This window comes from Rhizobium sp. LC145 (assembly GCF_001005825.1).
Lineage (GTDB): Bacteria > Pseudomonadota > Alphaproteobacteria > Rhizobiales > Rhizobiaceae > Neorhizobium.
Map to the genome: position 1 here is coordinate 58894 of NZ_LBHV01000004.1, position 25129 is coordinate 84022.

The window sequence follows — 25129 nt, forward strand, 5'->3', positions numbered from 1 at the left end:
GGCTATGGATGCGCCCGATTGCCGCGAAATTCCAATTCAAATACAATCGGCCGCGATCAAGAGAGCTTATCGATGAAATTATCGCGCCGGTTTCCGCTGAATGCGCTTCGGGTTTTCGAAACGGTCGCCCGGCTGGAGAACTTTACGCGTGCCGCCGAAGAGCTCGGCATGACCCAGACGGCGGTGAGCTATCAGATCAAGCTTCTGGAAGATTTTCTCGGCGACACGGTCTTCCTCCGCAAGCCGCGAGCGCTGCAACTGACCGAAACGGGCAAGCACCTGTTGCCGAAAGTGAGTGAGGCGTTCGACCTGCTCGGAGAGGCCGTGCAAACCACCCGCCACAGCGTGGAGGAAACGCTGGAAATCCACTCGCCGCCCACATTCGCGGCCCAATGGCTCTCGCCGCATCTCCACATTTTCAAGGCCCTGCACCCGCAAATCGAGGTCCGCCTGCTGCGCCAGCTGGATAATAACGACCACCATAGCTCGGCCGATATCACGATCTGTATCAGCGCCGGGCCATCCGACGGGTTGATCAGCCATCCTCTCTTTCGGCTCAACTATGCGCCCATGCTGTCTCCGCAACTGGCGGAAAGCGTGGGTGGCATACGGCAGCCTTCCGATTTTTTGAAACTGCCCTGGATTACCGACACCCGTGACTGGTGGCACGAATGGTTTGAGACTACTCAAATCGACTCCAAGCAGATCAGGCACACGAGCCTGAACGCTCTTGGCGCGCTCGACCTGGAGGCAAGGGCCGCCATGTCCGGTCATGGCGTGGCAATGCTGAGCCCGTTCCTATTCCGGGAAGATCTGGCATCCGGCCGTCTCCTTCAGCCTTTCGACCTCTGCGTCGGCGATGGCAAGACCTATTGGCTCGTCTATCAGCCGGCGCGCCGCAACGCGCCGAAGATCAAGGCCTTTCACGCCTGGATTCAGCAGGCCCTTGCGCGGGATCTGGAAATGCAAGGCAAGACTGTCGAGACCCCGCCCGCGGCTTAGAGATTCCGCCTCGTATGGATAAAGTCCGCGGCGCGGAAGTGATCACTCTTGGCCGGTCCGCGCGGATCGCGCCCGTCCATGAACCCGAGATCGCGCTTCCAGGAATCGGGCATTTCCTCGAGATCAAGGCGATTGGCGGCGGCGGGACGCCTATTGCCGAAGAGCGCCATCAGGTCGAGCCTCGGCCAAAGCCGTTGCAGGGGCAGAAAACCAATCGAAAACATCGTAGCCTCCAGGCGGGGCATAACCCCGTTTCAATTTGATCCTTGTAGGCTTAAGGTGCTCCCGAAAACGACGGATATCCAATCGAATAACCGTCTGCATGCATAAAGAGGATTCATGCATGAAGATGTCGAAACAGTTCCCGCTGAATGCGCTTCGCGTGTTCGAATCCGCGGCCCGCTACAGGAGCTTCACCAAGGCGGGCGACGAGCTCGGCCTCACCCAGACGGCCGTGAGCTATCAGATCAAGCTTCTGGAGGAGAATGTCGGCGAGCCGCTCTTCCTGCGTCGGCCAAGGCAGGTGAGCCTCACGGAAGCGGGCGAGCGGCTGGCGCCGAGGGTGACGGAAGCCTTCGAGATGCTGCGCGACGCGCTCGGCAATCTGCGGGAGGCATCCGAAGGGACGCTCCTCATCCATTCGACCGCGACCTTCGCCTCCCGCTGGCTGGCCCGCCATATCGGCTCGTTCCAGCTTGAAAACCCGACGATCGCGGTAAGGCTGGAGACATCCGAAACGCTCATCGATTTTTCAAAGACGGAAGCGGATGTGGCGATCCGCACCGGCAAGGGAGAATGGCCGGGCCTCAAGGCGCATTTCCTGATGAAGAGCCATTTCACCCCGATGCTGAGTCCGGAGCTTGCGGCGAGCATAGGCGGCATCAACACCCCCGCCGACCTCTTGAAACTGCGGATCATCGATCCCGGCGATCCCTGGTGGCCGATGTGGTTTTCCGCAGCCGGCATGCCCGATGTCGATCTCGGCGGGCGTCCGAGCAGCCGCATGGGCGCGCAGGCGATCGAAGCGGCAGCGGCAATCGCGGGCCACGGCGTGGCGATTCTCAAACCGGAATTCTACGCCGATGACGTGGCGCTCGGGCGGCTGATCCAGCCGTTCGATATCCTCAGCGACGAGGGAAGCCATTATTGGCTCGTCTATCCCGAAAGCCGCCGAAACTCCCCGAAGATCCGCGCCTTTCGCGAATTCATCCGGAAAACCTTGCCGACCTTCGGAGATTGAAACTCAAAATCCCATGTCCGGCGCATAGAAACAGCGCAGCGTATCCTCCGTGGGGTAGAGGCAGAGGTGGTAGTCCTCGTCCTTGGAACGGCGGGCTTCGCTCTGCGGAAGGCTGAAGTTGTGATGTCGCGTCACGAGCCGGTGGTCGCCCGGTCCGAGCGATATTTCATAGCCGCCTTTGGTAACCTTGACGTTCTTCGTCGGTATCATCTGGCAATCGCCAGTATGATTGTTGCCATTACAGCAGAAACCATCGTATTTCCAACCGGACTTAGCGTCGTGGGCTTGGGAGGAACCCACACATGACGCATACGCAATCATCGTAATCATCGTAATATTGCGCATTAACTCATTCTCCGTTGATGAATACACCACCGGTGAACCTGCAATACTCGCCGGGCACCGGCTGCTTGCATTGCCATCATAGCCTGAGTCGGCTTAGCCGACTAATTCCGAATGCCGCGATGCACAAGGAAGCATATTCAGCCAAGATAACTTGATCGAAGCTCTCCGGGTTCCATGGCCGCGGGAACAAACTTGCCGCGCACGGTTGTCCCTTCCCTCACAACGGATTTTTTCGCAAAGTGGCCGGGGGAAGAAAAAGGGGACCTGAATGTATGAATATGCCGTGGCCTGGGAATGGCTGTCCTTTGCGGCGCGCTGGATGCACGTCATCACCGCGATCGCCTGGATCGGCTCGTCCTTCTATTTCATCGCTCTGGACCTCGGGCTGGTGAAGCGGCCGCATCTGCCGCCGGGCGCCTATGGCGAGGAATGGCAGGTCCACGGCGGCGGTTTCTACCACATCCAGAAATACCTGGTGGCGCCGGCCCAGATGCCCGAGCATCTCACCTGGTTCAAATGGGAAAGCTACATGACCTGGCTTTCCGGCTTCCTGATGCTGGCCATCGTCTATTACGGCGGCGCCGACCTCTTCCTGATCGACAGGACGGTGATGGACCTGACCCAATGGCAGGCGATCGCCATCTCCATCGGCTCCCTGGCGATCGGCTGGGTCTTCTACGACCAGCTTTGCAAATCCCCGATCGGGAGAAATACCTGGGGCCTGATGGCCGTTCTCTATGTGGCGCTAGTCGCCATGGCCTGGGGCTATACGCAGGTGTTTTCCGGCCGCGCCGCCTTCCTGCACCTCGGCGCCTTCACCGCCACGATCATGTCGGCCAACGTCTTCTTCATCATCATCCCGAACCAGAAGGTGGTGGTTGCGGACCTGATCGCCGGCCGCACGCCGGACCCGAAATATGGCGTCATCGCCAAGCAGCGCTCGCTCCACAACAACTACCTGACGCTGCCCGTCATCTTCTTCATGCTGTCGAACCATTATCCGCTGGCCTTCGCGACCCATTTCAACTGGGTGATCGCCGCCCTCGTCTTCCTGATGGGCGTGACGATCCGGCACTGGTTCAACACCACCCATGCGCGGAAAGGCAGGCCCACCTGGACCTGGCTCGCGACGCTGCTGATCTTCATCGTCATCATGTGGCTTTCGACCGTTCCGAAGGTGCTGACCGGCGAAGCCGAAACCTCCTCCCTGACCCCGCTCCAGCAGCAATTCGCCTCCAATGCGCATTTCGGCGCGGCGAAGGACGTGGTGCTTTCCCGTTGTTCCATGTGCCATTCGGCCGAGCCGGTCTATGAAGGCATCACCTTCACCCCGAAATCCGTGAAGCTGGAAACCGACCAGGAGATTGCCGCGCACGCCCGGGAAATCTATATCCAGGCGGGTCTGAGCCATGCGATGCCTCCCGGCAACGTCACCGGCATTTCGCCGGAGGAACGCAGGCTCCTCACTGCCTGGTATGAAAGCGCGATATCCGAATGACCCAACTTCTCCTCCGCGGCCGCCTGCTCTCCTTCAAGCGCGCTCCCCTCTCCCTCACCGATAGCGAGAGCTATCTCTACGAGAGCGACGGCGCGCTGCTGATCGAGGACGGCAGAATCATCGCCGCGGGAGATTACGCGAGCGTCAAGGAGAAGGCCCCGGAGGAGATCGAGGAGATCGACCACCGGCCGCACCTGATACTGCCTGGCCTCATCGACATGCACCTGCATTTTCCACAGATGCAGGTGATCGCCTCCTATGCCGGCAGCCTGCTCGAATGGCTGAACACCTACACCTTCCATGAAGAGTGCCGCTTCGTGGAAAGCGCGCATGCCGCCCGCATTGCCAGCCATTTCTATGACGAGCTCATCCGGCACGGCACGACCACTGCGGCCGCCTATTGCACCGTCCACAAGAGCTCGGCCGACGCCTTCTTCGCAGAGGCGCTGAGGCGCGGCATGTGCATGGTGGGCGGCAAGGTGATGATGGACCGCAATGCGCCGCAGGGCCTGCTCGATACGCCGGAAATGGGCTATGACGAAACCCGCGCGGTGATCGCCGAATGGCACGGCAAGGGCCGCAACCACGTCGCCATCACGCCGCGTTTCGCCATCACCTCCACGCCGGCGCAGATGAAGGCCGCCCAGGCGCTGGCGGAGGAATTTCCGGACCTCTTCATCCAGACCCATCTGTCCGAGAACCACGAGGAGATCCGCTATACCTGCGAGCTTTATCCGCAGGCGCGGGACTATACGGACATCTACGCCCATTACGGCCTGTTGGGGCCGAAGACGCTGCTCGGCCACGCGATCCATCTCTCCGACCGTGAGGCGGATGCGCTTTCGGAGGCAGGCAGCGTTGCCGTCCACTGCCCCACCTCCAACCTCTTCCTCGGCTCCGGCCTCTTCCCGATGAAGGCGCTGATGCGGCGCGAGAAACCGGTCAGAGTGGCGGTCGCAACCGATATCGGCGGCGGATCGAGCTATTCGATGCTGAAGACAATGGACGAAGCCTACAAGATACAGCAGCTCCTGGGCGAACGGCTGAACCCGCTCGAAAGCTTCTATCTGATGACCCGCGGCAATGCCGAGGCGCTCGGCATGGCGGACGATATCGGCACGCTGGATGCGGGCAGCGCCGCCGACCTCGTCGTGTTGAACGCCGCCTCCACGCCGGCCATGCGGCTTCGCATGGAAACCATCACCACGCTGCCGGAAGAGCTCTTCCTGCTGCAGACCATGGGCGACGACCGCGCGGTGGTGGAAACCTATGTGGCGGGCAAGGCGATGAAACGTAACGCCCATGATTGAGCTGAAACCCATCCGCACCGAAGCAGATCCCGCCTGATGGAACCCGCGCCCCTTCGGTGAGTTGCAGTCTCATCGGTTCAAGGGAGGAACCATCATGGTTGTCTTTCTGGAAGTGCTGGCAGCGCTTTTGGCTGCGATCGCGATGAGCTTTGCCCTCGCGCACGCGGCGGAACTGCCGGGCAAGCTGCGGCTCGACAAGGAGCATTATCTCGCCGTTCAGACGATCTATTATCCGGGCTTCACGATCGGCGGCGCCCTTGAGGCGGCGAGTATCGTCGCCACCCTGCTCCTGCTTTTCACGATCCCGACCGGAACCACGAAATTCTGGCTCGTCGGCGGAGCCTTTCTGGCGCTCGCTGCGATGCAGGCGATCTTTTGGCTGATGACCCAGCCGGTCAACAAGTTCTGGCTGAAGGATACGAAGCTTTCCACTGCCGCGGGGCGTTTCTTCGACACCGGCGCCTCGCTAGCCGATGCCGGGGCGGACTGGACGATCCAGCGCGACCGCTGGGAGAAATCCCATGTTCTGCGCGCCGTGGCGGCCACGCTCGGTCTGATACTGCTCCTCATCGCTATTGCGCTTTGACGAGCCTTCAAGGAGGTTCGCCTATCCCTTGATGACGTCTATCACCGCGCGGATGATCGGCACGTCGCGGATGTCCGAGTGGACGACCAGCCAGATATCGCGCGTCACCGGCTCCTCCTCATCGGTCGCCCGGACGAGGCCGGCCTCGTCACCGACGATGAAATCCGGCAGGATCGCAATGCCGCCGCCCGCCCTTGCGGCGGCGAGCTGGAATTCCAAGGTGGAGGCCTTGATGCCAATGCGGCGGCCGGCGGCCACCTCTATCAGCCTTTGATATTGCGGGGAGTTCTCCATGTCGCCGCCATAGGAGATGAAGCTCCACGCCTCCTTCGTCGTCTCGGCGAGATAGGACGGCGCGGCATAGAAATTGAAGGTGACGCCGCCGAGGCGGGTGATCGTCAACTCCCCCTGCTCCGGCCGGGCGAGCCTGACCGCGATATCCGCCTCGCGGCGGTTGAGCGAGGCATATTGTTTTTCACCTGCCAGGACGATGTCGATATCGGGATGAAGGCGGCGTAGCCTTACGATCGGCTCCGCGAGCAGGAAGGTCGATAGCGCCGGCGGCGCGCTGATGCGCACCGTGCCCGCGAGCCGTTCCCCGCTCAGCCTTGCCTGCTCGATCGCCAGCGCCTCGTCACCCATGCGCCGGGCCATGGCGGCGATCCGCTCGCCTTCCGCGGTCAACTGGATTCTGCGGCCTCTTCGGTCGATCAGCTTCATCCGCAACTGATCTTCGAGAAGCGATACACGCCTCCCGACTGTCGCGTGCTCAACCCCGAGGCTGCGAGCGGCCCCGAGAAGGGTGCCGCTCGTCGCGAGCGCGAGGAAATAGCGTAAGTTATCCCAATCGAGCTTTGTTAGATTTTTCACATCCATTGGCGAACTATAGGGAATTTCCAAACAACATGCCATCGCGCATCATCCGCCATCGATCAGTTATGGAGACGACGATGACGGATATCGCGGTATCACTTCTTTCACCGGGCGGCGTGGACAAGTTCCAGGTTTCCGAACAGCCCGAATTGCAGCCGGGCGAAAACGAAATCCTCGTGCGGCACGAGGCGATCGGCATAAATTTTCTCGATATCTACCACCGCAACGGCACCTATGCGCTGCCCTCCTATCCCGCCATTCTGGGTGCAGAGGCAGCCGGCGTGGTTGAGGCGGTCGGCGCCGCCGTCGAGACCGTGAAGCCCGGCGACCGCATCGTCTATGGCGGCACTCCGGGAGGCGCCTATGCCTCGAAGCGGCTGCTGCCGGCGGCAAGGGCAATTCCCCTTCCCGCAGATCTCTCCTCGAAGATTGCGGCCGCTTCGCTCCTGAAAACCATGACCGCCTACATGCTGCTCCACAAAACCTATCCGGTGGAGGCCGGAACGGTGATCCTGATCCATGCGGCCGCCGGCGGCCTGGGCACCATTCTCACCCGTTGGGCAAAGCATCTCGGCGCGACCGTCATCGGCACCGTCAGCTCGCCCGAAAAGGCCGAGTTCGCCCGCTCGCACGGCGCCGATCACCTCATCGTCGGGCGCAATGCCGACATCGTTTCCGAGGTCAGGGCGCTGACAAATGGCAAGGGGGTGCATGTCGCCTATGACGGGATCGGCGGAGACATGCTCGTGAAGACGATCCACTGTGTGCGGCCCTTCGGCATGGCGGCTTCGATCGGCCAGGCGGCCGGGCCTATCCCGCCTCTTTCCGTGGACGAGCTTCGGCCCGGAAAATCGCTCTCGCGGCCAAGCGTTATGGCCTATGTGGCAGAGACTTCCAATTACCGGGAAGCGGCGGAAGCCGCCATCGCGGCCATGAAGCAAGGCATCGTCGCGACGATTGCCGGCGAATATCCGTTGCGGGAGGCCGCTAAAGCTCAGGCGGCCCTGGAAAGCGGTAAAGTGGCGGGAAGTCTGCTGCTGATTCCCTGACAATGGCTTGACCGACGGGCGTCAGCAAGCACCTGCCGCCCGCCTTCCTTGGACCGGGGGCCTTCGCAAATACCCGCGTAATTTTCGGTGACCGTAACGAAAATTTCGTGTTAGTTGAAGGTATACACTGCCCATCCTGGAAATCCCGCCTCATGTCCAAGCCGCTTACCATCGCCGACCTCAAGACCCTTGCCCAGCGCCGCGTACCCAAGATGTTCTTCGACTATGCCGATAGCGGCGCCTGGACCGAAGGCACCTATCGCGCCAACGAGGAGGATTTTTCGAAGATCAAGCTGCGCCAGCGCGTGCTCGTCGACATGACGGACCGCTCGCTCGCCAGCACGATGATCGGCGAACCGGTCTCCATGCCGGTGGCGCTGGCGCCGACCGGCATGTGCGGCATGCAGCATGCCGACGGCGAGATGCTGGCCGCCAAGGCGGCCGAAGAGTTCGGCGTGCCCTTCACGCTCTCGACCATGAGCATCTGCTCGATCGAGGATGTCGCCTCCGTCACCTCCAGGCCTTTCTGGTTCCAGCTCTACGTGATGAAGGATCGCGCCTTCGTGGAGGGGTTGATCGAGCGCGCCAAGGCGGCGAAATGCTCGGCGCTCGTCGTCACCGCCGACCTGCAGATCCTCGGCCAGCGCCACAAGGACCTGCGCAACGGCCTCTCGGCCCCGCCGAAATGGACGCTCAATCACGCCATCCAGCTCGCCACCCGGCCGAAATGGTGCCTCACCATGCTGCAGACGAAGCGGCGCGGCTTCGGCAATATCGTGGGCCACGCCAAGAATGTCTCCGACCTTTCCTCGCTCGGCGCCTGGACGGCCGAGCAATTCGATCCCCGGCTTTCCTGGAAGGATATCGAGTGGATCAAGAAGCTCTGGGGCGGCAAGCTCATCATCAAGGGAATTCTCGATGAGGAAGACGCCCGCGCGGCAGCCGATACCGGGGCTGACGCGATTATCGTCTCGAACCATGGCGGGCGGCAGCTCGACGGCGCCCTCTCCTCCATCAGCATGCTGCCGAGGATCGTCGACGCCGTTGGCGACCGGACGGAGGTACATTTCGACGGCGGCATCCGCTCCGGGCAGGACGTGCTGAAGGCCGTGGCGCTCGGCGCGCGCGGCACCTATATCGGCCGCCCCTTCCTCTATGGCCTCGGCGCGATGGGCAAGCTCGGCGTCACCACGACGCTCGAAATTCTCCGCAAGGAGATGGACATCACCATGGCGCTTTGCGGCAAGCGGGATATCCAGGCCGTGGATCGGGGAATCATTGCGGATATGCGGTTTTGAGCGCTCGTTCACGCACCTTGACAGTGTGTATAAGTACGCACAATATCTGACATGAAAAGCACGGAGGTTATCGCGGCCTTGCGGAAGGATGGCTGGTTCGAGGTGAACCGGAAAGGTAGCCACGCCCAGTTCAAGCACCCGACGAAACCGGGCCGTGTAACCGTGCCGCATCCGAAACGCGATATGCCGATCGGCACGCTGCGCAGCATAGAGAAACAATCCGGGCTGAAGCTGTCATGACAAATTTTATCGGCTTGATTCACAAGGATGCGGACAGCGATTTCGGCGTCTCGTTCCCTGACTTTCCGGGTGTCGTGACGGCTGGTTCGAGTCTTGACGAAGCCCGGCGCATGGCCGAGGAAGCGCTCGCCTTCCACGTCGAAGGCATGATCGAGGACGGCGAAGCGATCCCCGAAGCTTCGAGCCTCGAAGGCGTGATGGCCGACGCCCTCAATCGAGAAGCGGTGGCAATCCTGGTTACGCTCAAGACGCCCACGTCGAAGGCCGTGCGCATCAACGTTACGCTGCCCGAAGACATCCTGGAGCGGATCGATGCCTACGCATCGGAGCGCGGCCTATCCCGCTCCGGCTTTCTCGCGCGCGCGGCTCGCCACGAAATCGAGCGCGATTCGGCGGCATGAATTGAGCTATACGCTCAGCACCAGCCGGCCTTGCTGCCGGGCCTGCGGGCTAGTCCCTCGCGCACGAGGATATCCGCCAGCGACATGCCGTTGCGGGTGACCTGCCTCAGCTTGTGGCCGTCGACCTCCTCGTTATTGCCCTGCCAGGTGACGAGTTCGAAGGGGCCGGCATCGAGGAAGGCGCGGACCCTGAGTTCCGCATCGCTTGCCTTGATGCGCTCGGCCTCGCAGCGCGGCTTCTTGATGTCGGGCACTTCGATGCCGACAAGGCGGATCTTCTGGCCATGGAAGACGAAACGGTCGGCGGAGACGACGCAGTCGTCCTGCTTGGCCGTGCCGCAGAGGTAGAATTTCGCCTGATAGGCGCCCGAAAGACCGTCGCCCGGCCTCATCACCGCCTCCTTGGGCGTCGTGTCCCTCGGTTCGACGGCATCCGGCTTGGCGATCGGCTGCGGCGGCACGAGCGCTGCGACCTGCCTGACGGGCGCGGAAGGGATGGGCGCCGGCGGAACGGGCGCAGCCTCGGCCGTGGAACGGCTGGCGGAGACCGGACGAGCGGGAACGGGCTTCGGCGGCACGGGATGGTTCGGCGTTTTCCGCACGGCCGTTTCCTGGGGCTTGCCGCTGCCGAAGCCGTTGAAGAACCGTCGGACTTCCCGAGAATTGTCATAGGCCGCGATGCCGCCCGCCACGACGACGAGCGCCGCCAACCAGGGCAGCAGCGACGAGCGCGACTTTCCCGATGCGGAACGCCTGCTACCGCTTTTCCTGCGTGTGCCCTTCGAGCCGGACCTGGCCATTGTCGATCTCCTGTCGAATCGGCCAGAGTATCGCCGCCGAAAACTTTCCGAAAAGTTTCGATCGGACCTCGTTCAGTGGAAACGTGGCCTTATCCGACCCGCCCGATCGCAAGCGCCATCGCCCAGTCCGCACGGCCGTTGGCGGCCGCAAGGCGAGACATCGCCATATGGTCGTAGCTCACGTTGCGGAACTGCGGCACCCAGCCGGATGAGGTCTTCTCCAGAACCGCATAGGAGGCCATGCCGTGCCCCACCTCCACCTTGTGGTAATAAGGCGTATCGTCGTCATAGGCAGGGCAGCCGACGCTGCCGGGATTGACGATCAGCCGGCCATCCGAAAGCTGTACCGCGCGCGGAACATGGCTGTGGCCGCAGAGAATGAGCGGTTGCTCGACACCTTCCGCCAATGCATCGATCTCCTCGAGAGACTTGAGGAAGACATGCCCTTCGGGAGAGACCTCTTCCAGCCAGTAGACATCGTCGCCCTTGGGCGTCGCGTGGCAGAGGAGGACTTCATCCCGAAAGACCGCGCTGAAAGGCAGTTTGCGCAGCCAATCCAGATGACGAGGCGCGAGCTGCGCATGGGCGTGAGCATCCGAAAGCGCAAGTTCCCCGGCAGGCGTCTCGATGAGATAGCGGTCATGATTGCCGCGCACGGTAAGGAGATCGAGCGGCATGAGGAGATCGGCCGTCCGCGCCGCTTCCAGCGGACCGCTCAAGCAATCGCCGAGATTGACGATATCGCCGATGCCGAGGCTTTGGATATCGGCAAGCACCGCCCGAAGGGCCGCGCAGTTTCCGTGAATGTCGGCAATCGCTGCAAAGCGCATCAGCTTCCCCGATAGGTCGAATAGCCGTAGGGCGAAAGAAGCAGCGGCACGTGGTAATGCGCCGTGGTGTCGGCGATGCCGAAGCGGATCGGGATGACGTCGAGGAAGGCAGGCTGCGGAAGCTCGGCGCCGCCGGCCCTCAGATAATCGCCCGCATGGAAGACGAGTTCGTATTCGCCGGCGATGAAAGTCTCGCCAACGAGGATAGGACCGCCGTCGACGCGGCCGTCGGAATTGGTGGTGACCGTCGCTACCTTCTCGCGGATCTCGCCACTCAACCGGTAGAGATCGATCTTCAGGCCCTCGGCGGGCCTGCCCTTCGCGGTGTCCAGGACATGGGTGGTGAGGCCGGTCATGGCTTGGGCTCCGCGATGAGATAGGGTGACGGGAAGAAGTATTCCTCGTAATTGGCGGCCGGATCGTCCCGGTCCACCACGAGGAAATCGCTGACGGCGCCAAGCGCCATCAACGGATGGTGCCAAACGTTCGGGAAGTAATTCACACCCTGATGCGGCCCGAGGAGGAAAACCTGCGGCTTGCCCGGCCTGCCCTCTTCATCGTCCGAAACGGCAACGAGGAATAGTCGGCCCGAAAGCGGCGTGAAGCTCTGGCTGGCATAGGGATGCCGCTCCATCATCCCGATCTCGTAGGGAAACAGCCTCGGCTGGCTGCGGAAGATGTTGAAGATCAGCCGGACGGGCTCGCCGATGACGACGGGTTCGGCCAGCGCATGATAGCGCTCGGTGGTTCCGTTATTGATGAGCCGCATCTTGGCGGGATCGGTTTCGATGACATCGCCGAAAGGCGCAAAGGCCTCCTTGGAGAGAGGCTTGATTTCAAGATATTCAGTCACGTCATTCGCCTTGGGCGCGCCAGTGGCGCAGAGAATCGAGTTGGGAAACCAAATCGGGGATAGCGGTCTTCACCGTATCCCAGACGATCGGGAGTTCCACGTTATAGTAATCATGGGCCACGAAATTGCGCATTCCCCTCATCTTTGCCCAGGGGATTTCGGGATGTTCAACAGGAAACTCCGGATGCAGCGTCATGATTCTGGAAGCTGCCTCGCCAATGAGCACCAGAGTCATCGAAACTGCCATCTGCGTGCGCAAATCGGCAAGAAATGCCTCGCGGTCCATGCCCTCCAGGAATTTCCCCGCTTGGATCGCAGCAGATCGCATCTGATCCAGATATTCGTGCAATCGATCCGCATTCATATCGCGGTCGCTTCCGACAGTATCCGGTCCCGAATGGATGGCTTCAACCCGCCGGATGTCACGACGTCCACCCTCACCTTCAGCAGCGTTTCAAGGCTGTCCTGAAGCCCGCCGAGATCGAACAGCGTCGCTCCCGGCAGCGCATCCACGAGAATGTCGATATCGCTGTCCGGCCCGTCCTCACCGCGGGCGACCGAGCCGAAGACGCGCGGGTTCGCCGCTTTGAAGCGCTTGGTCGCTTCGCGGATCGCCTCCCTGTTCTTCTCCAGCACTTCCGACGGTCTCATGACGGCATCACTCCTGATGCCGTCAATATAAGCCAGCGGCGGGGCAGAGGAAAGAACCCATGCCTTGGCGCTATTGAGCCTGGAAAGTCTCGGTCAGGTCTCCGGAAGCAGCGACTGCAGGCGCAGGAGCGCGATCCTTTCCACCTGGGCGGCGGCGGTCTCGAACTCTTCCTCGGCGCTGCTGTGGATGCGGCGTTCGAAGGCGGCCAGAATATCGTCCTTCGTGAGCCCCTTCACGGCGATGATGAAGGGAAAGCCGAATTTCTCCGTATAGGCTTTGTTGAGTTCAGTGAAGCGGGCATGTTCTTCCGCGCTCAGGCGATCGAGGCCGGCGCCGGCCTGCTCCTTGCGGCTGTCCTCGGTAAGCTCGCCGGCGATCGCGAGCCTGCCCGCAAGATCCGGATGGGCTCTCAATACGCCGAGCCGTTCCTCGCGGCTCGCCATGCGGAAGATCGAGATCAGCGCGGCGTGCACGCTTTTCGCCCGCAGCGGCACGAGCATGAGCCCCGCATCATAGGCCCGCTCGGCGATGAAGGGAGAATGCTCGAAAACGCCCCCGAACTTCTCGATGAAATCGCCGCGCGCGCTCAAATCCGCTCCTCCGGCTTGTGATGCTCGTGCCAGTGGCGGGCGATCTCGATGCGCCGGGGGATCCAGACCTTGTCGTGGGAAAGCACGTATTCCATGAAGCGGCGGAGCGCCGCGGCTCGGCCCGGCCGGCCGACGAGACGGCAGTGGAGGCCGATAGACATCATCTTCGGACTGCCTTCCCTACCCTCCCTGTAGAGCACGTCGAAGGCATCCTTCAGATAGGTGAAGAACTGCTCGCCGGTGTTGAAGCCCTGCGCCGTGGCGAAACGCATGTCGTTGGTTTCCAGCGTATAGGGAATGATGAGGAAAGGTTTCCCATCAACTCCCGGCACCCAATAGGGCAGATCGTCCGCATAGGAGTCCGAGGAGTAGAGGAAGCCCCCTTCCTCCTGGACAAGCCGCAGAGTATTGGCCGAAGGCTTGCCCTGGTAGATGCCGTAGGGCCGTTCGCCCGTAAGCTCGGTGTGCAGCCGCACGGCGTCCAAGATATGCCGGCGTTCCAAATCCTCCGGAAAATCCTTGTATTCCAGCCAGCGATAGCCGTGGCTGGCGATCTCCCAGCCCGCTTCCTTCATGGCGGCGACCGCTTCCGGATTGCGCGCCATGGCAAGCGTCACACCATAGACCGTCGCCTGTACCTTGAGTTCGGTGAACAGGCGCCAGAGCCGCCAGAAGCCGGCGCGGGAACCGTATTCGTAGATCGACTCCATGTTGAGATTGCGCTGGCCCGCCCAGGGTGCCGCCCCGACGATCTCTGAAAGGAGGCATTCCGAGGCGGGGTCGCCATCCAGAATGCAGCTCTCGCCCCCCTCCTCGTAGTTGATGACGAACTGCACGGCGATATGCGCCTCGCCGGGCCATTTCGGATCGGGGATGGAGCGGCCATAGCCGACGAGATCGCGCGGGTAATCTTTTGACAGCATCAAACCACCTCGAAAGTTCCGCATGACGGTAGCGCACCGTCTCGCCGAATGTCGAGAGCAAAGACCATTAGACGCCGACAGCGCGAAGAATGGCGACCGAGGCGACGCCGAGCGCCACCGAAACGAGCATCGGCAGGCGGAATGCCGCAAAAGCAGTCACCGCGCAGGCAAGCGTTTCGGCAATTCCGGTGGCGAAGGCCGTGGGCGCCACCACCGCCATCAATACGGCGGGCGGGATCGATTCGATCGCCTTGCGGCGGCTGCCTTCGAGCGACACATGGCGGATGAGGAAAAGGCCGCTCACGCGGGTGAGCATGGTGGCGACAGCCATGGCGAGGATCGCGAGAAGCGTGGCGAAATCGAGCGTCATGGCGTCACCTCCGCCCGGCGGCTGCCGCTCACGAGCGCCGTCAGCAGGCCGGCCAGCGCACCGGCGGCGATATACCAGACGCCGGGCACGAAATGCTGCGTGACGACGGCGGCGGCACCGCTCGCGAGCAGGACCGCGCCCGTCTCCGGTCCTTTCCAGAAACCGATGACCAGCACGATGAAGACGGCCGGAAAGGCGAAGTCGAGGCCGAGCACCACCGGATCGCCGAGGAAGGCGCCGAGCGTTGCCCCGGCAAGGGCGGAAAGCACCCAGGCAAGATAGAAGGGAGCGACGAGACCCGCAAACCACGCAGGCGTGAGACGAGCCACCCCGGCGCGGAACTCCGCCATGGCCCATATCTCGTCGGCGAGGAACAGCATGGCGAGATAGCGGGAACGCGGGCCGAAGGCTTCCATTTTCGTCGCCAGCGAAGCGCTCATCAGCACGTGGCGGATGTTGACCAGGAGTGCGGCAAAACCCACTCCCGTCCAGGAGGCCGGATGGGTCCAGATATCCATGGCCACGAATTGCGAACCGCCGGCAAACACCAGCGCGCTCATGAGGCCGGTTTCCAGCGGCGAAAGCGCCTTGGTGGCAGCGAGCGCGCCGAAGACGAGCCCGATCGGGATGACGGCGGCGATCAGCGGCGCAATCGCCCGCATGCCACCGAGGAATTCTTGTCTTATATGTCTACTCACGTCAAAGCCTTGATTTCCAGAATGCACCAGCCCCCTCACCCGACGGGAGAGGCAAGTAGAAGGCTCGCAACCTATCCGCTTCCTCCAAGCGGGAGAAGGTGGCGCCGACACCCTCCCCTTGAGGGGGAGGTGAAACGTTCCTCGCAAACTCCCCCAAACCGGTAGGCTGATCTCCAATCGAGCAAGGGTGATAGATCGCATCGGAGGGTGCGTCTTGAACGAAAGTGACGTGGGAGTGACCCCGGCTATCCGGCGCGATACTGGCCGGGCGTCAGCCCCGTGCGCGCCTTGAAGTGGCGGGTGAAATGCGGCTGGTCGGCGAAGCCGCATTCGAGCGCGACTTCGGCCGGAGGCGCTCCGCCGCCCAGCATTCGCCGCGCCTTGCGGATGCGGATATCGGTGAGGAAGGCATGCGGGGTGATGTGGAATTCCTTGCGGAAGGCGCGGATGAGATGCGCGCGGCTGAGTCCCGCGACGGCGGCAAGCTCCTCCAACCCGATGTCGGACGCATAGTTCTCCATCAGGTAATCGCGTGCCCGGCGGATGGCCGAACGCTCCGAAGTATCGACCGGAACGATGATGGAGCTGCCGTGCCGCTGGAACATGGCCGCCAGCACCATATACATGCCCTGGCCGGTCTCGAGCGCTCCCGCCCCCTCTTCCAGCATCCGGTGGGCTTTCAGGAAGGCATCGGCAAGCGGCTGGTCGTGCAGGATCTGCCTGCCGAAGGCGGGCGTGCCATGGAAGGAGCGGCCGGTGACCTCCTCCAGGATTTCCCGGAAGAGCGCCATATCGGGATAGATCATCCGATAGCGGTAACCGCCGCCGGCGGGTGCCCCGTCATGGATCTCGCCCGGATTGATGAGATAGAGATCGCCGGGTCCGGAATTCTCGCGGGCGCCGCGGATGGTGGCAATCTGGCTGCCGCTCTCGATCGCTCCGATGCTGAGCGTATCATGCGCGTGCGGGGCGAATTCATGCGTCAGGAAGGTCGCTGTCAGGCATTCCATGCCGTGGAAACGGCGGTCACGCCAGAAGCGGGTCTTTTCCGCTCGCGCAAGCGGCATGAAATCGGCGGCCTGTTCCTGAGAGACGTTCTGCATGAAGGCAGCATAGCACGACGGCGCTGCCGCCTCTTGAACAAAAGTGACGGACAAGCCGGATCAAGCGATCCGGCGCGCCGCCACCCGCCCCATGGGGTGCAGGGAATGCACGAGGAAGGGCGCGCCCGGCTCCTCCTCCACGAAGAGCGCCAGATTGGCGATCTCCACCGGCCTCGTCAGCAACGGATCGAAATGCCCCCGCAGGGCCCGCTCGAAGCGCGGTATGTCGGCGCCGGAAAGAGGCCCGGTCAAGGCCATGTGGAAACGGAACTCATCCATGACATGCGGATCGCCCCAGCGATGCAGGTTGGTGAACTGCGAAGCGGAGAGGCTGTCCGGATCGCAGCATTCCATCTCTACCTCGGTCAGTGGCGCGCGGAACACGTCGAATTCCTGGACAATGGCCGCCGCCAGGAAATGCATGGCGGTACTTGGCATGACGGGGGCGAGCCCGAAGAAATTGCCGAGCCGCGCAACCTCCAGCTTCGGCAGTTCGAACGGACGATGGCTGCCGGCAAAGCGCATGAGGTGGCGAAGCAACGCCGGCTCCGTGACGCCGGGCGCCAGACGGAACGGCGCCTTCAGCATGGCGTGGAAGCCATAGCGGCGAGGCAGCGCGGTATTGAAGGCCACGTCGTGTAGGCCGATGTCGCGGATCGGCGGCGGCTCGACGGCCTCGCCCGAAAAGGCGTTACGGCCAAGCCACTCGGCCGCGGCGACCGCGAGCGGATCGTGAACCGGAGGCGTGAAATGAATGGCATAGCGCATGCGTCAACTTCCCGTGCTTCCTTCCGCAACTCTGTATTTCACGCATTGCTCATCAATCCTGCGAAGGGAGGTACGTGATTTGCGTGACAGATTGACGACGGAAAGTTGCGATTTGCGCGCCTAGCGGGAAGCGGCAGCGAGATGATTTTCCAGGGAAAATGACAGGGGAAGTCCCGTATCGCGGCCCTTAACGGCGGAAAGCGCGGCATCCGCAAGCCGGTGCGCCAGCCCGAAGCTCACCTTGAAGCCGCCGGTGAGCGCGATCACTTGGCGGTGATCGGGATGCGGCCCGACCATGGGGTCGCGGCCGATCGCCTTCGGGCGCAGTCCCGCCCAGCGCTCGACCACCGGCGCATCCTTAAGTGCCGGCGATAGCGCCCGCGCGCGGTCGAGAAGCTCGTCGAGCCTGGCATCCGTGCCGGTTTCGCTTTCGAACGCATCCTCGCTGGTGCTTCCGACCGCGACGAGGCCCCCTTCATGCGGGACGATATAGAGCCCGCCGAGAAAGACGACCGGCAGGGAGGGATCGATGTCGGCTTTCAGGAGCGCCGCCTGCCCCTTGACCGGATGGCCGATGCGGCGCGGCAGCGATGGCCCGAGCGCTTCGATGAGCGGAAACGACCGATGTCCCGCTGCCACCATGCAGGAGCCGAAGGCGAGGCTTTCGCCACCATGGAAAAGCACCCTGTTCGAAGCGGCATCGATCCGCTCCACCGCGAGCCCCTCCACCACGCGGGCATGGCTTGCCGTCTTGAGGAAGCCAGCAAGCGCCGAAATCAGCGCGCGCGGAGACACGCGGGCAGCAAGCGTGTCGTGAACGAGCCCGGCCTCCGCAAAGGCCGGATCGACCCAAGACGGATCGGAAGGACGGTCGAGCACATGCCAGAAGAAGCGGCGATCATCCCGCTGCCAATGGGCCTCGGCATCCGCCGAATGGCCGAGCGCGATCTCCCGCAAATGCGGCTTCGGCAGCGGGATCAGCCGCCCGGAGCGGCGATAGCCGCAGGCAATGCCGGTCGCGGCCTCGATCTTCGCGATCTCGTCCTCAAGCGAAAGCAGCGCATCGAACTGGAATTGCTTCTTCTCGTTCCACTTGTCCGGCATGTGCGGCATCAGCGCGCCGAGTAGCCCGCCGCTCGCCCCCTGCCCCAGCCGGCCCGCCTCCACGATAAGCGTATCGATGCCGAGCCGTTCGGCCATAACAGCCGCCCAGAGGCCCATGATGCCGCCGCCGATAATGACGAGATCGGCCGATCGCGGCAGGGATCGAGATTGACCGGCAAGACCGGCAGGATTATCCGCATGTCCCATGAGAGACCGTGATCCCGATATTGCGACGAATGAGGCCGAAAACCCTGGCTCGCCAAAGCTCGACTGGCATGAGGGCGATATGCCCTATTCGCCGGAATTTGGCGATCACTTTTATTGCCGCACCGACGGACGGCTGGAATGCGGCCATGTCTTCCTCGCCGGAAACGGCCTGCCGGAACGGTGGGCACAAGACCGGTCACCGGGTGGAGACTTCCTGATCGGCGAACTCGGTTTCGGCACCGGGCTCAACTTCTGCGAGACCTGGCGGCAATGGAAGCAGTTCCGCGATCCCGGCGTCCGCCTGCATTTCATGTCCTTCGAGCTCTACCCGATGGGTCGGCAGGATATCGGCCGCGCGCTCTCGCACTGGCCGGAGATCGATGCGGAAAGGGCGGTGCTGGTTGCCGCCTGGCCGGAAACGCCTTCCGGCATAGTCGAGATCGAGGCGGACGGGCAGACCAGGCTCTCGGTCGTCTGCGGGCCGGCGCTCGAAGGCGTTTCGGCCGCACTCTCCGGTTTCGACGCCTGGTATCTCGACGGCTTCGCGCCCTCACGCAATCCGGACATGTGGTCGCCCGAGCTGATGCGGACCATCCATGACAAGACGAGGCCCGGCGGCACGTTCGGCACCTATGCGGCGGCCGGCTTCGTGCGCCGCAACCTGCAGGCGGCGGGTTTCATCGTGGAGCGCCGTCCGGGCTTTGCCGGCAAGCGCGAAATGCTGTGCGGGAAGAAATCGGGGTAACCGTCGTCAAGACCGCCGACGCGCGGAAGCCTTGACGACGGCTTGAGGTTCAGCTCGACCGAACGATATCCCGGTCAAGCCGGTGGATTTCGCGCTGAATCTGCTGATAGTTCCGATCCGGGATCACTCCGTCATGCCGGTCGGCCACCGCAACCGCCTGGGCGCGGATATTCGCCTCCTCATGCCTGACCGGCCTGGACGCTACGGTACTCAGCCTATCGATCCTGCGGTCATCGGCACGCAGCTCCGACAATATATGCGTGAGCCTCGGTCTTTCGGCCATGCCCTGGTGGATGCCCGAGGTCGCCATGGCAGACGGATGCGGCATCGGCGGATTGAGCGCATCCGCATGCGGGTCTGCGCCCACATAGTAGTCGTTGGAATCATTATCGGTCCCGACACCGGCGGCATAAGCGCCGCCAATGACGGACGATAGCATGAGAACGGAAAGAGTGGCTGTCTTGATGAAACGGCGCATGGCGCGTCTCCTCCAAATACGGAAGCAGGCTTCCGGCAAGCTGTCTCATGCTGTCGCGTCGCGGCGATCGCCGCCGGCAGCATTCAGCTCACGGGAAAATCTACGGCCGGCCGCCGGGCCTGTCATGTTAAAGTAAAATAATGTTCCAGCGGCCGATTTTGCCCCACTAAGGCCGGATTTCGGGAGGTGCGGAACGGGAACTACAAATCAAATCCCAGCGCGCGGAATTTCGGCTCAACAGCCGGCCAATCCGTTTGCGGCATGAATGTCAGCCCGTGCCGGATGGCGTCCCGCCACCCCTCTCCCCTGTCTATCGCCTCTTCGATCGCAGCGGCCAGGCTATTGCCCATGTTGGCGAGCGGAAGCGCTTCGAAGAGGATTGCGGCTTGCGCCAGATCCTTCTGCCGTTTTGCGAGGCCTTGGGCATCGTTCGGCCGCCGACCCGCAACGATGAGCTTGTGAACGGCATATCGCGCGGGATCGGGCACGATCACCGGAACACCGCTCTTGTGCAGCAGAATCGACCGGACGGGCTCATAGATCAGGAAATCGAGAAAACGAAGCGGATCGGCTGCGGCACCTCCCAGAGCAGGCATTTCCGCCGGTTTGTCCGCATATTCATCGCTTCCCCGGTTCGTCGTCAAAAATTCAATTCTGTAGCCGCTCGAATTGCGGAAAGCCGTCGAGCGCGGCGAACCGGACAGATGGGGGACGGCTTTGAACGTGGAATCGATAGATTGAAGGATTTCGCCTATGGGCGGGAGACTATCCCCGACCTCGGAAGAAATGGCGTAATCCTGCGCGATATCCGCATCGCCCGTCAAAACCGAGGCCATCGGCAGGCGAACGCCCAGATAGGCCGCGTATGTCTGGAAAGCGACCGTTCCAACGAGGCAGGCTCGCAGTCGAAAAAGACCGGCATTCCCCAAAGCCTCGACCAGATCACCGGTAAATGAATCCGGAGCGACCAAGCCCGCATCGCGCGTCAGCGTCGAGACGATTTTCCGGCGCGCGCGGGCATCATCTTTTACGGCCTTGAAGTCTTCGACGCGGCGCGAGATTTCGGGGTCGTCCGCAGGTCCGACATAGCGCCGGGATTGCCTGCCATTTTCGCCGGGTGTATCGAAGTACCAGTAGCGGCGGTCTTTGACCGTGACAGGTACGAACCGGCCGTTGGTCGGGAAATCGACCAGGAATGAAGCATCGAGCAGACGTTGACCAAGCTCTGCCGTCATGGTCCTGTAGACGAGGTCGATCTGCTTCATCGGCACCACCTGCCCAGTTATACTAATTTTGCGAAAATAGTATAACGTCGGTCTCACATTGGCAATGGGACCCGCGAAAGCGCCCCACGCCTGTTACAGCAGAGCTGACTTCGCGACGTCGCCGATCCAGTTGCGGATCTTCGTCTCCAGCGCCTCTGGGCTGATGGGCTTGGAAAGATAATCGTCCATGCCGGCCTGGAAGCAGAGCTCCCGATCGCTTTCCAGCGCATGCGCCGTCACGCCGATGATCGGCACATGGGCGCCGGCCTGCCTCTCCAGCTCGCGGATTCTTTGGGTCGCCTGATGACCGTTCATCACCGGCATCGAGACATCCATGATGATGACGGCAGGATCGTGCCTCTGCCATGCGTCCACGGCCTCGGCGCCGTTCTTGACGATCATGAAATTCCAGCCGGTCGCCTGCAGTATTTGCGTGAAGACGATCTGGTTGACGTCGTTGTCCTCTGCGACCAGCACGTCCAGCGCCGACACCGCCTTCACGGGCGGGGTCGAATGCGCGCCGCCTGGCTGTGGCCCGGTCGCCGCAGGCAGCGCGGGCGGAGCCTGCACCGGGGCACGACGTGTCGCGCGCACCGAACGCACCACATCGATGATCGTGCTGCGCAGAAGGTTGGCGCGCGCCGGCTTCATGAGATGGGCCTGGATGTTGAGCGCGGCGAAGGCGCTGTCGTCACCCGCCATGTCCATGGAGGTGAGAAAGACGATGCCGACGCCATCGAACCGGCTGTCGCGACGAACATGGCCCGCTGCCTCCATGCCGTTCATTTCCGGCATGTGATAGTCGAGCACGATGGCATCGATCACGAAGCCGAGCTTCGCCGCCTCGTTGAGGATAGCGAGCCCTTCGGCGCCTCCCTCGGCGGCGAAGGTATCGAAGCCCCACATGCCGAGCTGCTCGGTGAGGATGCGGCGATTGACCGGATTGTCGTCGATGACGAGGATGCGCGCGCCGCTGGTATTGATCGGCAGGAGCGCCGGGCTGCTACGTTCGCTGACCACCTCGAACGGCAGATGCACGGTGAAGACCGAGCCGCGCCCGACCTCGCTTTCCACCTCTATCCTGCCGCCGAAGAGTTCGACCAGGCCGGCGGTGATCGCAAGGCCGAGGCCGGTGCCTTCGTGGCGGCGGGTCGAGGAGGAATCGACCTGGGAGAATTTATCGAAGACCGATTGCAGCTTGTCATCCGGGATGCCGAGGCCGGTATCCTCGATGCGGATCGCCAGCATCACTCCGCCCGGCCCATGCTGCTCGGAGTGGAGATCGATGAAGACATGGCCCTTTTCGGTGAACTTCACCGCATTGCCGACCAGATTGGTGACGATCTGCCGGAAGCGGCCGGCATCGCCCATCACGGTATCGCGGACCGAAGCGTCGCCGCGCACGATGAGCTCGATATCCTTTTCCGCGGCGGAAGAGGAGAGCAGCGTCGCCACGTCCTCGATCGCCTCGACGGGATCGAAGGGCGCCTTCCTGAGCTTCATCTGCCCGGCATCGATCTTGGAGAAATCCAGGATGTCGTTGATGATGGTGAGCAGCGCATTGCCGGACTTGACGATGATGTCGACGAAGGTCTTCTGCCGCGTATCGAGGTTCGATTTGGAGAGAAGCTCCGCCATGCCGAGCACGCCGTTCATCGGCGTACGGATCTCGTGGCTCATATTGGCAAGGAATTCCGATTTCGCGCGGTCGGCCGCCTCGGCCCGGTGAAGCAGGCGCGTAAGGTCGGCCTCGCGGTCCTTCATCTCGGTGACGTCGGTGAAGACCGCCAGCCAATGATCGCTGCCGGTGAGATTAGCCTCCACCTGAAGCCAGCGCTTGCCTTCGACATGCAGGGCGGCCGAGACCGGCTTGCCGAGCGCGACGCTCTCTTCCCAGGCCCTCAGCGTCGTCATGGCCTCGTCGGAGGTGCCGAGATCCCCGCGCCTGGCGGCCAGGCGGAAAATCTCCCGCCATGAAGCGCCGGGCACCGTCATCTCCGCCGGTATCTGCAGCATGCGCGACAGCGCATCGTTGGAGAAGATGATCTCACCGTCATGCAGGATCAGGAGACCCTGCGACATGGCGCTTGTGGCATCGCGCATCAGCGCGCCGTGGCGTTCGAGAGCCGCGCGGGCCTCCTGGACCTCCTCGTCGCGCTTGCGCGCGGCGGTGATGTCCATGTAGCTCAGAAGCATCTTTCCGCCGGTAAGCCGCGTGCCGGAAACGAGGATCACGCGGCCCTTGCGGCTGGTCACCTCGATCGGCGGCTTTTCCTCGCGATCCGTCAGCGCCGCGATGCGCCGCTCGTAGATCTCCTCGAAGGAAAGCGCCGAATCGGCATAGATGCCGTGGTCGAAGTTGACCTTCAGGAAATCGCGGTAGGAGCGCCCCGTCAGCTCGAACTGCTCGCCGGCATCCCAGAAGCCGTAGAAAGCCGGATTGGCGTATTCGAATGTGAAGTCCTCATCGAGGATGGCGACGCCGACCGGCATGGCCTGCAGCATCGTCTGCAGATCCTGGCGCAGCTTGTCGGCCTTTTCCATGGCCTCCTTGATGGGCGTGATATCGGTGATCGAACCGACGATATGCGGTTCGCCGTCCGCCGCGACGATCCTCTTCTGGCGCGTGATGACGGGCACGACGCGGCCGTCCGGAAACGACTTTTCTTCCGTCTTCTCGCTCAGCTCTCCATCGGCCAGAAGCCGGTCGTTTTCCTCCAGTGCACGCTCCGCGCGCCCGGGAAACATTTCCCGCTCGGTCTTGCCGAGGATATCCTCGCGCCTGACCTCGTACATCTTCTCGTAGGCGCCGTTGGCGAAGGCGAGCCGCTGACGGCTGTCGCGCATGAAGACGGCGACCGGCAGGTCCTCCAGCATCGCGCGCAGAAGCTCCGCCTCGCCGAGCGCGCGGCGCAGCGCCATTTCCTGGTCCTTGAATTCCGTCACGTCGTGGCGGATGGCGATCAGCGCGCCGCTATCGTGCCGCTTGTTGATGCTGCGCATCCAGCGGCCGTCGGACAGTTGCTTGACCTTTTCCGCATAAGGCAGGTCGAACCGCTTCAGCCGTTCCGCCACCCAGACGTCGCGATCAGGGTTGTCCCGCACGAAACGGACGGGAGATTCGCGCCGCTTCCTGTCATAGGCAAACCCCAGGATTTCGGCAAGGTTGATCCCCGGCTGCAATTCAACATGGGACGTGAAGTGGTTGATGAGCTCGGCATTGCTGTAGACCAGCGCATTGTCGGCGTCATAGATGCCGATACCCATCTCGAGCATGTCGAGGGCATCGTGAAGCAGGGCGCTGTCCAGCACGCCGATGCCGCCGTTCGCGGCAGCGATCGCGGTCGATGGACCGGCAGCCTCGGCCGCGTTCCTCTCGATTGCGTGGAAGGTCCCGAAGAGGAATGTCCGGTCGTCCTCCGAAAGGAAGCGCTCGATATGGATTTCATGGAGCAGGACGCCCGAATGGTCGAAGCGTCGGGCCACCTCCTCGGTGCCGAAGACGATCGAGCGGCATTCCTTTTCCTTGCGCTCCGGGTCCTCCTCCTTGCCCGCAAGATCACGGCTCTGCGTGCCGGCAAACTCCTCCACGGCGCGGCCGAACAGGCGTGCGTAAGCTTCGTTGACCGCAACGTAATTGAGCGCGCTATCCTTGATGAAGGCGGGTTCCGGCAGGTCGTTGATCCGCTCGCAGGCCGTCTTCAGCAGTTCGCTTTCCGTCTCCAACGGTTCCCCCACTTCATCGCGCCGCCTCCACGCTCACACGATTCGGTTTGTCCTCCAACCGAGGGATAACATCACGATTAGGGTTAACAACGCGTTGCCGCCAGCCGGCGATTTTGAAAGGGGCCGCATCTTCGCAGTTGCGAAACATTCACTTGACTTTTCTGCGAAAAACCAC

Annotated in this window: 29 protein-coding genes; 10 read left to right on the forward strand and 19 right to left on the reverse strand. The window is 62.5% G+C overall.

Translation table 11 applies throughout. The features are described 5' to 3' along the window. Nucleotides 1-72: 72 nt before the first annotated feature. Nucleotides 73-1002, forward strand: coding sequence for a LysR substrate-binding domain-containing protein (locus tag YH62_RS11740; RefSeq protein ID WP_046795052.1), 930 nt, complete (start codon nt 73-75; stop codon nt 1000-1002). On the opposite strand, the gene YH62_RS11745 is transcribed toward YH62_RS11740, so the two are convergent. Then, nucleotides 999-1226 carry a hypothetical protein gene (locus YH62_RS11745; RefSeq protein ID WP_046794418.1) on the reverse strand — a complete coding sequence of 76 codons (228 nt, stop codon included), beginning with the start codon at nt 1224-1226 and terminating at the stop codon, nt 999-1001. The two genes, YH62_RS11740 and YH62_RS11745, sit on opposite strands and share 4 nt — an antisense overlap. A gap of 119 nt (nt 1227-1345) precedes the next feature. Between YH62_RS11745 and YH62_RS11750 the strand changes: the two genes are divergently transcribed. Next, nucleotides 1346-2242 carry a LysR substrate-binding domain-containing protein gene (locus tag YH62_RS11750; protein ID WP_137326886.1) on the forward strand — a complete coding sequence of 299 codons (897 nt, stop codon included), beginning with the start codon at nt 1346-1348 and terminating at the stop codon, nt 2240-2242. Nucleotides 2243-2245: 3 nt separating this feature from the next. Here YH62_RS11750 and YH62_RS11755 read toward each other — a convergent pair whose 3' ends face one another. Then, nucleotides 2246-2587: a hypothetical protein gene (locus YH62_RS11755; protein WP_046794420.1), complete on the reverse strand. Its 342-nt coding sequence runs from the start codon at nt 2585-2587 to the stop codon at nt 2246-2248. Between the two features lie 268 nt (nt 2588-2855). On the opposite strand from YH62_RS11755, the gene puuD reads away from it, so the two are divergent. The 3 genes from puuD (at nt 2856) to YH62_RS11770 (ending at nt 5981) form a co-directional block, all read left to right on the forward strand. Continuing rightward, the gene (puuD, locus tag YH62_RS11760) at nt 2856-4085 is read left to right on the forward strand and encodes a urate hydroxylase PuuD (protein ID WP_046794421.1); all 1230 of its coding nucleotides are present in this window, start codon (nt 2856-2858) and stop codon (nt 4083-4085) included. Further along, nucleotides 4082-5395: a guanine deaminase gene (gene guaD / locus YH62_RS11765; protein WP_046794422.1), complete on the forward strand. Its 1314-nt coding sequence runs from the start codon at nt 4082-4084 to the stop codon at nt 5393-5395. The genes puuD and guaD overlap by 4 nt, the downstream gene beginning before the upstream one ends. A 94-nt stretch (nt 5396-5489) precedes the next feature. Continuing rightward, on the forward strand, nt 5490-5981 hold the full coding sequence (locus YH62_RS11770; RefSeq protein WP_046794423.1) for an anthrone oxygenase family protein: 492 nt from the start codon (nt 5490-5492) through the stop codon (nt 5979-5981). A 21-nt stretch (nt 5982-6002) separates the two neighbouring features. On the opposite strand, the gene YH62_RS11775 is transcribed toward YH62_RS11770, so the two are convergent. Then, the gene (locus YH62_RS11775) at nt 6003-6857 is read right to left on the reverse strand and encodes a LysR family transcriptional regulator (protein ID WP_245282088.1); all 855 of its coding nucleotides are present in this window, start codon (nt 6855-6857) and stop codon (nt 6003-6005) included. 74 nt (nt 6858-6931) lie between these two features. Here YH62_RS11775 and YH62_RS11780 point away from each other — a divergent pair, with 74 nt between their 5' ends. The 4 genes from YH62_RS11780 to YH62_RS11795 all read left to right on the forward strand — a co-directional run bounded on the left by YH62_RS11780 (nt 6932) and on the right by YH62_RS11795 (nt 9842). After that, complete coding sequence (locus YH62_RS11780) at nt 6932-7903, forward strand: quinone oxidoreductase (protein ID WP_046794425.1); 972 nt, start codon at nt 6932-6934, stop codon at nt 7901-7903. 152 nt (nt 7904-8055) lie between these two features. Further along, nucleotides 8056-9201: an alpha-hydroxy acid oxidase gene (locus tag YH62_RS11785; protein ID WP_046794426.1), complete on the forward strand. Its 1146-nt coding sequence runs from the start codon at nt 8056-8058 to the stop codon at nt 9199-9201. Between the two features lie 51 nt (nt 9202-9252). Beyond that, nucleotides 9253-9441: a type II toxin-antitoxin system HicA family toxin gene (locus tag YH62_RS11790; RefSeq protein ID WP_046794427.1), complete on the forward strand. Its 189-nt coding sequence runs from the start codon at nt 9253-9255 to the stop codon at nt 9439-9441. Beyond that, nucleotides 9438-9842, forward strand: a complete 405-nt coding sequence (locus YH62_RS11795; protein ID WP_046794428.1) for a type II toxin-antitoxin system HicB family antitoxin — start codon at nt 9438-9440, stop codon at nt 9840-9842. Before YH62_RS11790 ends, YH62_RS11795 begins: the two co-directional genes overlap by 4 nt. Nucleotides 9843-9856: 14 nt before the next feature. On the opposite strand, the gene YH62_RS29095 is transcribed toward YH62_RS11795, so the two are convergent. The 13 genes from YH62_RS29095 to YH62_RS11860 form a co-directional block, all read right to left on the reverse strand. Next, the gene (locus YH62_RS29095) at nt 9857-10642 is read right to left on the reverse strand and encodes a hypothetical protein (RefSeq protein WP_052760393.1); all 786 of its coding nucleotides are present in this window, start codon (nt 10640-10642) and stop codon (nt 9857-9859) included. Nucleotides 10643-10731: 89 nt separating this feature from the next. Further along, nucleotides 10732-11472, reverse strand: coding sequence for a metallophosphoesterase family protein (locus tag YH62_RS11805; protein WP_046794429.1), 741 nt, complete (start codon nt 11470-11472; stop codon nt 10732-10734). Beyond that, on the reverse strand, nt 11472-11828 hold the full coding sequence (gene uraH, locus YH62_RS11810; RefSeq protein WP_046794430.1) for a hydroxyisourate hydrolase: 357 nt from the start codon (nt 11826-11828) through the stop codon (nt 11472-11474). The genes YH62_RS11805 and uraH overlap by 1 nt, the downstream gene beginning before the upstream one ends. Continuing rightward, nucleotides 11825-12325: an ureidoglycolate lyase gene (locus tag YH62_RS11815; protein WP_046794431.1), complete on the reverse strand. Its 501-nt coding sequence runs from the start codon at nt 12323-12325 to the stop codon at nt 11825-11827. Before YH62_RS11815 ends, uraH begins: the two co-directional genes overlap by 4 nt. A 1-nt stretch (nt 12326) precedes the next feature. Next, complete coding sequence (locus YH62_RS11820) at nt 12327-12689, reverse strand: DUF86 domain-containing protein (RefSeq protein WP_046794432.1); 363 nt, start codon at nt 12687-12689, stop codon at nt 12327-12329. Then, the gene (locus YH62_RS11825) at nt 12686-12976 is read right to left on the reverse strand and encodes a nucleotidyltransferase family protein (RefSeq protein WP_046794433.1); all 291 of its coding nucleotides are present in this window, start codon (nt 12974-12976) and stop codon (nt 12686-12688) included. The genes YH62_RS11820 and YH62_RS11825 overlap by 4 nt, the downstream gene beginning before the upstream one ends. 93 nt (nt 12977-13069) lie before the next feature. Continuing rightward, on the reverse strand, nt 13070-13567 hold the full coding sequence (uraD, locus tag YH62_RS11830; protein WP_046794434.1) for a 2-oxo-4-hydroxy-4-carboxy-5-ureidoimidazoline decarboxylase: 498 nt from the start codon (nt 13565-13567) through the stop codon (nt 13070-13072). Beyond that, nucleotides 13564-14490 carry an allantoinase PuuE gene (puuE, locus tag YH62_RS11835; RefSeq protein ID WP_046794435.1) on the reverse strand — a complete coding sequence of 309 codons (927 nt, stop codon included), beginning with the start codon at nt 14488-14490 and terminating at the stop codon, nt 13564-13566. The genes uraD and puuE overlap by 4 nt, the downstream gene beginning before the upstream one ends. A gap of 67 nt (nt 14491-14557) precedes the next feature. Further along, entirely contained in the window at nt 14558-14860 is a 303-nt protein-coding gene (locus YH62_RS11840; protein WP_046794436.1) for an AzlD domain-containing protein, read from the reverse strand. After that, nucleotides 14857-15522, reverse strand: a complete 666-nt coding sequence (locus YH62_RS11845) for an AzlC family ABC transporter permease (RefSeq protein WP_046794437.1) — start codon at nt 15520-15522, stop codon at nt 14857-14859. The genes YH62_RS11840 and YH62_RS11845 overlap by 4 nt, the downstream gene beginning before the upstream one ends. A gap of 281 nt (nt 15523-15803) precedes the next feature. Further along, on the reverse strand, nt 15804-16661 hold the full coding sequence (locus tag YH62_RS11850; RefSeq protein ID WP_046794438.1) for an AraC family transcriptional regulator: 858 nt from the start codon (nt 16659-16661) through the stop codon (nt 15804-15806). A 60-nt stretch (nt 16662-16721) separates the two neighbouring features. Further along, on the reverse strand, nt 16722-17429 hold the full coding sequence (locus YH62_RS11855; RefSeq protein ID WP_046794439.1) for a DUF1045 domain-containing protein: 708 nt from the start codon (nt 17427-17429) through the stop codon (nt 16722-16724). Nucleotides 17430-17549: 120 nt separating this feature from the next. Further along, nucleotides 17550-18740 (reverse strand): FAD-binding oxidoreductase, encoded by a 1191-nt coding sequence (locus YH62_RS11860; protein ID WP_046794440.1) that lies wholly within the window; start codon nt 18738-18740, stop codon nt 17550-17552. On the opposite strand from YH62_RS11860, the gene mnmD reads away from it, so the two are divergent. Then, nucleotides 18739-19485 (forward strand): tRNA (5-methylaminomethyl-2-thiouridine)(34)-methyltransferase MnmD, encoded by a 747-nt coding sequence (gene mnmD, locus YH62_RS11865; RefSeq protein WP_046794441.1) that lies wholly within the window; start codon nt 18739-18741, stop codon nt 19483-19485. The genes YH62_RS11860 and mnmD overlap by 2 nt on opposite strands. Before the next feature lie 49 nt (nt 19486-19534). On the opposite strand, the gene YH62_RS11870 is transcribed toward mnmD, so the two are convergent. The 3 genes from YH62_RS11870 to YH62_RS11880 all read right to left on the reverse strand — a co-directional run bounded on the left by YH62_RS11870 (nt 19535) and on the right by YH62_RS11880 (nt 24954). After that, entirely contained in the window at nt 19535-19963 is a 429-nt protein-coding gene (locus tag YH62_RS11870) for a hypothetical protein (protein ID WP_046794442.1), read from the reverse strand. Between the two features lie 200 nt (nt 19964-20163). Continuing rightward, a complete protein-coding gene (locus tag YH62_RS11875) occupies nt 20164-21228 on the reverse strand; it encodes a GSU2403 family nucleotidyltransferase fold protein (RefSeq protein ID WP_046794443.1) in 1065 nt (354 codons plus the stop codon). Between the two features lie 93 nt (nt 21229-21321). After that, a complete protein-coding gene (locus YH62_RS11880) occupies nt 21322-24954 on the reverse strand; it encodes a response regulator (RefSeq protein ID WP_046794444.1) in 3633 nt (1210 codons plus the stop codon). Between the last annotated feature and the right edge of the window lie 175 nt (nt 24955-25129).